This window comes from Candidatus Cloacimonadota bacterium (assembly GCA_012516855.1).
Taxonomy (GTDB): Bacteria; Cloacimonadota; Cloacimonadia; order Cloacimonadales; family Cloacimonadaceae; genus Syntrophosphaera.
Genome location: JAAYWB010000034.1, coordinates 21375 through 28238, shown reverse-complemented (window position 1 = coordinate 28238; position 6864 = coordinate 21375). Strand labels below are relative to the sequence as shown.

The following is a 6864-nucleotide window of genomic DNA, read 5'->3' as shown; positions in this document are numbered from 1 at the left end:
TGCCCCTGGTAGCCACTGGCGGCAACGTGATGACCGACGGCCAGGGCAAGATGATGTCAACCAACCTCATCATGACTGAGAACGATGGAGTTCAGAATTCCCAAGTGACCGAATATAGCTACACCCTGGCCGAGATCGAGGACTTGGTGCAGGAATACCTGGGCGTGAATGAATACTTCATGTATGCTGACCCGCTCTCCAACTCCAGCATCGATCACATCGACTGCCACGCCAAACTTCTGGACGTGGACAAAGTCATGATCGCTCGTGTGCCGGTTGGCCATTCCAACTACGCCGCTCTGGAAAATGTGGTGGACTACTGGGAGAGCAAAACCTCCAGCTACGGAACCCCCTACCAGATCTTCCGCGTTGACCAGACCAGCGAGAACGAACCCTACGCCAACTCCTTTATCTTCAACAACAAGATCTATGTCCCACAGTGGAACTCGACCGCTTCAGCGGCTGACCAGGCTGCCATCGCCGCCTATCAGGCAGCTATGCCGGGTTACACCGTGCAGGGCTACTACAGCTCTTCCTGGCTCTCCGATGACGCCGCTCACTGCCGCGTGCACACCATCTTCGACGAGCAGATGATCCACATTGCGCATGTGCAGCCGACTTCGGCGACCGCCAACAGCTATGCGACCCTGGACGTGACGATCACCCACAGCAATCCGCTGAATGGCGGCAGCACCTACATCGCCTACCGCCACAGCACCACAGGACAATGGCTGACTGCACCACTCACCCTGGTCTCCGGTAACAACTGGACTGCCAGCGTGCCTACCCCCGCCCTGGGCCAGACGCTCTACTACTACATCCTGGCCACGGACACCACGGGCAGGACAGCCCAGATGCCGCTCTGCGGCGCCAGCGATCCCTTCGAGCTTTTGGTGGACACCGCTGGAGCAAACACACCACCCACCATCGCCCTGCCAGATACGTTCGAGTTCAACATGAACGGCAGCCTGGTGGTGAATTTCAGCCAGTATGTGGATGATGCGGACGGTGATCCCCTAACCCTTAGCTACGGCGGGAACACAAATGTGAACGTTGCCATCAACGGCCTGATTGTCACCTTTACCGCCACCGCAGACTGGTACGGCACCGAAGCCTTGACCTTTACGGTCAGCGACGGGACTGACACAGCCAGCGATGGCGTGAACGTGAAAGTCAACCTCACCTGGCTGGCGGTACCAGACGTAAGTGTCAGCTATATTGATGCCACCACCGACTATGTAAAATTGCAGTGGAGTGCCATAACCAACGCGAACTACTATCAGATCTGGGTAAGCGCCGATCCCTATGGAACCTACACCTTCCTGGGAGAAACCACTGATGCTTACTGGAACGATATGGATCTCAGCCACGCGATGCGATTCTACAAGGTCATCGCTTCGAATGAGTCCTATACAAACGCCAAATAACCAAGCAACTCCATAAAGAACAAGCCCGGCCATTCCAGCCGGGCTTGTTTGTTTTTTTCACAATAATCCGTGGGGGCTATTTGATCCGCGCCACCCGCTGCGTGGCATTTGTGGAACCAGCATCCAGCCTCAACAAATAGATCCCTGAGGGAACCTCCCGGCCTCGCTCATCCTTGCCGTCCCAACTGAAATGGGCTTCTCCAGCGGGAAGAACGCCGTTGTGCAGATGCCGGAGCGCCTGGCCCCGCAGATTGTAAACAGTAAGCTCCGCTTGACTTTTTGCAGGCAGGGCAACGTTCAGGACACAGGCTGCGGAAAAGGGGTTCGGATACGCGTTCAGAGTGGGGCTGGAAACCTGCGGTATTTCATCCTGAGGCGTGGAAACAGCCGGGAACTGCAAATCCAGGGCCATGTAGTTGATGTTGCCCCATTCTAATCCATGTTCGGGCGGCAGTTGCGACCCCCAGTTGTAATCGTCGTAAAACATCAGCCAAAGCCGCTTCCAATCTCCGGTAGGGCCCGACGTAGTCAGAGGCAGCAAGGCATCGGAGGGATACACCCACATCGGTGTCATGCCCGCCAGTTCTGGATTCTCCACCCCGCTCAACACAACCGGTTCGCTCCAATGCGAGCCTTGGTCAGCACTCAGTGCCAGAAAAATCTCCGGATCGTCTTCGTAAGCCGCATACTGCAAAGAATCAGCCGGAAACAGATTGTACATCCGGGCTTTGTAGCTGTCCTGCCAGAGGCAGGCCATGCTGCCATCCGGGCCTCCGCCGGTGAGGCGGATATAGTTGAAGGCAAACATCATCATTACCGTTCCTGCCGTTTCCTCCGTGTCCCAATGGCAGAAGGGAAAATGAAAGCGCATGTCAGGCTGCTCCTGGTTCAGGGGCCAACTGTCAGCATTCAGGTTTCCATCCGCGTCCCAGGGCATCCACCAGAGGTCGTCGGAACTGGTTCCCGCCACGGGAAAAACCTCGCGGATGGCGAATTGCTGGGTGTCCGGATCGAACACAACTTCCTTGACCGTGTATAGGTCCGGGTTCAGATAACTTTCCTCGCCAATCCTCAGAACCCAAAGCCCTGGAAAATGCAGCACTCCGTTGGCATCGATCAGCAGGTTGAAATGCCCGGAATTGCTTATTATGTAATAGATCTCATCATCGGGGACAGCTGTTTGGTTGGGCGGCTCGCCCTGGTAAAAGGCGTGCCGCATCAACCACGAGTTCCAAGGATTGTAGGAAGGGATCCTGCTGGAATGGCTGTAATGCTGCCAGGTTCCGGCGCCGTAGTTGTCGCAGACGAAGACGTCGAGGTCCGGCTCATCGCTGGCCTCGTAAGTGTTTGGATCGTAGGCGGAATGGTACCCGGCATAGTAGATGCGGCCATCATCGCCCACCGCGAAAGAGCCATACATCCTGCGCACAAAGGTATCCGCCTCCGCGTGCCAGGCATCCAATAGCGGAATAGTGGTGTAGGACCAGTTCAGAGGTTGCAGCGCGTCCAGCATGGCTGCGTTGAAATCCGCGTAGGCGACCAATACGTTTTCAGAAACCAAGTCGCCCGCGGCCTGGGAATTCCTGCCCAGAATATAAACCCGGCGCATGCCCGGATTGGGCGAAGGACCGGTTTTGATGCTGGGCCAGATGAATTCGTCATTTTCATGTCCAGCTGGAAGGGAGGGCGGATCGAAAACCGGGACCCGGTCTCCGTAAGTTCCTGGAAAACTTACGGGATCGTGTTCGTGCATGAACACCACTTCCAACTTGTTGTCGGCGTCGTGGTCCTCATGCCAGGCGTAGAGGGCCTTTCCGCTGCTTTGGTCCCAAGCCAGCGAAGCGAAGCCCATCTGCGTATCCACGTCCTGCCAGGGATCAACCACAGTCTGCATCTGCCCCGCGGCGTCGATGTAGCTGAAATAGACCTTGCGCGGGCTGGAGTAGCTTCCCCGCTTGGCATGATAGACCATCACCCGGCCGCTGCCCTGGTCCGGTGCAAACTCGGCCACGGGCAGGTCGCTGTAGCCGCCCATCACATAGTCGTAATAGCTTTGGGTAACGAAAACCGGAGGAACGGAGATCTCATACAAGGGGATTTGGGCGCAAAGCATTCCCACAGCGCAACCGAGCCAAAGCAAAAGCAAAGCAAAACGTTTCATGTTGAACCTCGTCGGGCGGCCAATATATTCCATAAAAATCCAAACCACCCCATGGAAACGATTCTCTTTACCCCCCCATTGTCAAGTAAAATATTCGCATCATTGCTTAATAGGTTCGGCATCGCCCAGCACTGCCCCACCGACTTTTCCTTGACGCCACCGCGGTCCGGTAAATCCTTTGGCCCAGAGCTTTGAAAGTGAACTGATATGGAAAACAGCAACACTAAACAACCCGGCGCGATAGGCCTCAGGCCGATGCCGGAGGATTTGCGTGAAGCTTTGAAAGAGCTTTACCCTTGGGATAAGCCACCGGAATACTTCGCCGTAGGCCATGCCTGGTCAGACGGCACTATCTACAGCTATTCCCGCCAGGGGGAAGACCGCTTGCTCAAGGTGATGCCAGCAGGTTCTCAACGCTCCCTGGCCAGCGTGGCGGAGCGTCAAGCCTGGCAGGAATGGCTAAGCCGGAACGGTGTGGATACCTTGCCCCCTCTGCATTCGGAGGCGGGCAGGCTGGCGGAGGCCGTCACCTGCGGCACTCAAGAATATATTGTTTACGCCTGGAGGATGGTGTCCGGAAAGCAAGTCCAGTTAGGCGATCCGCGCGATTGCTCAGATTTTTACAGACGCTGGGGGGAGATGCTGGGAAAAATGCACCGTCTGGCCAAAAGCTGGCCCCAGTGGCAACATTCCGCCTGCATAGACGCCAGCGGCAGCCCTCTTATCAGCCGGCAGCGAGAGTGGGAGGTTTTCCACCGCCGGTTTCAAGACGATGAGGTCCGTGCTGCCTGGTCTGTGATGAAAACCGAACTGGATGCCCTTCCAGTCACCCGCGACAATCACGGCTTTTTACACAATGACCCCCATCCCGGCAATATCCTGGCAGAGGACAACCGCCTCATCCTGATCGATTTCGACGTGGCGAACTATCTCTGGTTCATGGTGGAAATCGCCATCTGCGTTTACAGCGAGTATTCGCGCGTGAATTTCCATTCCCCCTGGGCCAGGCGCGATGCCGAACTGGACGCCATTTTCATCACCCCTTTCATGGAGGCTTACGAAAGCGAAAACACGCTGCCTGCTGAAGAATACGGCTGCGTGGAACTTTTCCTCAATTACCGCCGCTTCCTGATGTTCGCCTGCTTCTTTGAACAGATCAGGGAAGGCTCGCCGGAGTATCTGGCCTGGATGAAACAGGATATCATCCACGCCCGGAACTATTTACCGGAAGATAACTGGTTCGCCCGCCGATAATTCCCGGTGGCTACACCCTGAGCGCCCTTTTCCATCCCACTCCCATGCCTCCCGCACAATACTCGCATCAAATGCGGGCATCATGCGGGAGGCACGACAGGAACACAGGAAAGGGCCTTAACGGCCAACCGGCATCGCTACGCTCATTCGAAAGGACTTTGAAGCTGGAATGAGGGCAACCGCGCCCACTCCATCTGAACATGAGCCTTTTCCTAAGCCAGAAAAAAGCCCGGCATAACCGGGCTTCTTCATTATGATTGGTTGAGTTGCTCAGATTTTCAGGTTGAGGGCATCCACCACCAGTTTCTGGAGTTCGGGTTTTTCCTGGAGGTCGCTGCCCATAAGGAAATCGCGGCGCTGCTGGAAGCGGTCTTTCAGCAGTTCCTGGTATTTGTCCAGGTTGCCGCGTTTGGCCGGATCGTAGAGGTCGTAATAACCGGGCAGGATCTTTTCGATGCTTTCGCGGGTGGGAATCATCGCTCCGGGCAGGGCGGTCCAGGGTTCCCACTGCAGTTGGTCGAGCAGGATGGCGGTCTGGAGGGTGAGGGAGGTTTTGAGCGGAATGGCTTCCAGCACTTCGTCAGATTCTTTCCAGTAACCGCGGGAGTTGAAGCAATAGAAATCCGCACCGTTGTCGGCCACCTGAATGAAAGCTTCGACGTCGCGGTAAAGCTCATAAACGCGGAATGGATTGGCGAAAGGCTCGAAGACCAGTTTTTTAAGCTCGTCCTCGGTGACGTTCTCGGCCCGGTTGCGCTGGGTCATGAGCGCAGCGCCCATGGCGATGGCAAGGTGTTTGTCCGCCAGTTTGAGGATGGGAGGCAGCGCGGAGTCTTTCATCAGCCAGACCAAAGCCTTGGGGAAAGCGCAGCGGTTCACGTAATTGCCCAACAGGGAGCGGTCGAGCAGGGCACGGCCGTTTTGGTTGCGGGTGTCCTGGCCGATGGGGATCCGCTTGCCGTCGAGTTCCACAACCGCGTGGTTCATCACGGCGAGGGCATATTTCCAGTCCGGATGGTCCGGCGGACGGCTGTCCGTCTTGTCAAAGAGGGTGGGTTCCCACACGCGGCAGATCTTGTTTTCCAGGTCGATCTGGAAGGCGTCGTCGTGAAGCACAACTTTGGACACACCCTGAGGCATGGTGCCGGCGTTGTCGTGGCTGTTCGTGTGGGAGGATTTTCCCGTGCCGGAGAGGCCGTAGAAGGCGATGGAGCGTTTGCCGAGGGCGTGGAATTTGGGGTCGTCGCAGGTGGAGAAATCCAGTTCCTTGATGCCACCGTGACAAGCGGCCATGCCGATGCGGATGCCGGAAGTCCAGGCCAGGGTGAGGGTGCCTTTTTTCCTTTCACCGAAATAGCGCATGCCCAGGTTGACGATCACGTTGTGCTTTTCGTCCACGAGGGCCAACTGGGGCGCGCCGACGTTGTTGTAGAAAGGATCGTCGCAGGTCCATTCGTTGAAGGCGATGAGGATGATGTCCTGGATGGGCAGTTTGGGGCTGGCTTCATACTGTTCTTTGAGCTGTTCGTAAGGCGCGAAGTTCAGCAGCCAGTTGTAAAGGTTGGCGACGTCGCTCTCCGTGGTGATGAAGGTGGCTTTTAGCATCAGGTCTTTGTCCATTCCGAGGATCGCCTCAGCCTTAACCAGCGGGTAGTGCTGCATTTGCCATACTGCTTCGCGGAAGTCGCCTTCCAGCTTGTTTTTCTTGCTGGCGTCTAGGCGATGGTAAAAACGGCGGGCTTTCGCGGTGCGGCCAATGATGTTGCCGTGGCAGTCGTCCAACACTTTGGCATCAGCGGGAAGATTGTGCAGTTTCACAAATTCCGGATAGACGGGGAGGTCGGTAACGGTTATGCCGGGCTGTTTCTTCGCCATTTCATAGGCTTGGCGGATGTCGATTTTGCGCACTTTGTCGTTGTTCATGAGCGTCTCGGCGATGGCGCGGATCGGAGACATCTCTTTCAGGCTGCCGTAATATTCGGCACTGCTTTTACTGGCCATGTTTCCTCCTGGTATGGCTAT

Annotated in this window: 4 protein-coding genes; 2 read left to right on the top strand and 2 right to left on the bottom strand. The window is 56.3% G+C overall.

The features are described from left to right. Positions 1-1427: hypothetical protein (locus GX466_03240; GenBank protein NLH93221.1), on the top strand; the 1427-nt coding region annotated here is incomplete at its 5' end. Positions 1428-1503: 76 nt separating this feature from the next. On the opposite strand, the gene GX466_03235 is transcribed toward GX466_03240, so the two are convergent. Continuing rightward, positions 1504-3588: a T9SS type A sorting domain-containing protein gene (locus GX466_03235; GenBank protein ID NLH93220.1), complete on the bottom strand. Its 2085-nt coding sequence runs from the start codon at positions 3586-3588 to the stop codon at positions 1504-1506. A gap of 207 nt (positions 3589-3795) precedes the next feature. On the opposite strand from GX466_03235, the gene GX466_03230 reads away from it, so the two are divergent. Continuing rightward, positions 3796-4842, top strand: a complete 1047-nt coding sequence (locus GX466_03230; GenBank protein NLH93219.1) for a phosphotransferase — start codon at positions 3796-3798, stop codon at positions 4840-4842. A gap of 270 nt (positions 4843-5112) precedes the next feature. On the opposite strand, the gene GX466_03225 is transcribed toward GX466_03230, so the two are convergent. After that, positions 5113-6843: a phosphoenolpyruvate carboxykinase (ATP) gene (locus GX466_03225; protein NLH93218.1), complete on the bottom strand. Its 1731-nt coding sequence runs from the start codon at positions 6841-6843 to the stop codon at positions 5113-5115. Positions 6844-6864: the final 21 nt, after the last annotated feature.